Source organism: Protofrankia sp. CiP3, from assembly GCF_917627345.1.
In the GTDB taxonomy this organism is placed as follows: Bacteria; Actinomycetota; Actinomycetes; order Frankiales; family Frankiaceae; genus Protofrankia.
The window spans coordinates 1-935 of sequence record NZ_CAKJTM010000077.1 but is presented as its reverse complement, the minus strand read 5'-3'; the positions used below and the strand labels follow the sequence as shown (position 1 = coordinate 935).

At 70.1% G+C, this 935-nt stretch carries 1 protein-coding gene; it reads right to left on the bottom strand.

Features of this window, described 5'->3' with window-relative positions; all coding sequences use genetic code 11:
- On the bottom strand, positions 1-763 hold a 763-nt coding region (locus MJ797_RS20140), incomplete at its 3' end, for a TIGR03089 family protein (protein WP_239338207.1).
- Between the last annotated feature and the right edge of the window lie 172 nt (positions 764-935).

The window sequence follows — 935 nt, the reverse complement described above, 5'->3', positions numbered from 1 at the left end:
GCCCGGCGAGGAGCCCCTCGGGCGTCTCGTAACCCGCCGTCGTCAGAACACGGTCGCCTTCGACCAGGCCCCAGGCCCGCGCGTAGTAGCTGGCCATCCGTACCAGGGTCCGCTGGTTCGCCGGTGGCCCTGGCGGCGCGAAACGGTCGCCGTGGGCGAGGATCTCCGCCGCGAAGTCGAGCGCCCCCGGCGCGGGCCGCAGGAGCCGGCCGCCCATCGGGCGCAGTGACAGCGCGACCACATCGGCCTCGTCGCCCGTTACGAGCGGGGTATCGAGATCATTTTCGGTTATGAAGATCGCCACCGGGGGGGTGTCAGTAGCTGGCTCCGGCCGGCCGATACTCACGCAGGCGCCCGATGACCACGCCGCGAGGAGTATCACCGCGGTCTGCCAGTGCGGTGGCAGCACGATGCGGATCGTGTCACCCGGTCTGATCCCGAGTGTGTCCACGAGCAGGTTCGCGGTTTTGGCAACCCAGTTGTCGACGGTGGTCGCGGACAGCTCGGTCCGCTCACCGGTGGCATCGTCGTAGAACGTCAGCAGCGGGCGTGCCGGGTCAGCGCGCATCCTGCGGGCAAGCAGCGCGGCGAGGCCGTCGACGGCCCCGGTGCCGGTCGTGTTCGCCTGGCCGGTCGTGCCCGTGCCCGTGCCCATGTCGGTGTGGCTGAGCGCGTCCGGTGGCATGACGGCAAGCGGGGCATCCAGAATACGGCTCACAACGCCGTCGAGCAGGCGTCCCAGCGGGGAGGTCGATGGTGTCATTGGACGTCCACGTTAGAGCACCCGAGAATAGAACTGTCCGGCTCGCGGCTCCCCGCGTCCCGCCCGGCCGCGTTGTCGTCAGTCGGCGCCCAGCACCAGGGCGCCTCCCTCCTCCGCCTTGCCGGATCGGGCGCGGATAAGCCGCTCACTGATCGAACGACCTATCCTCGGG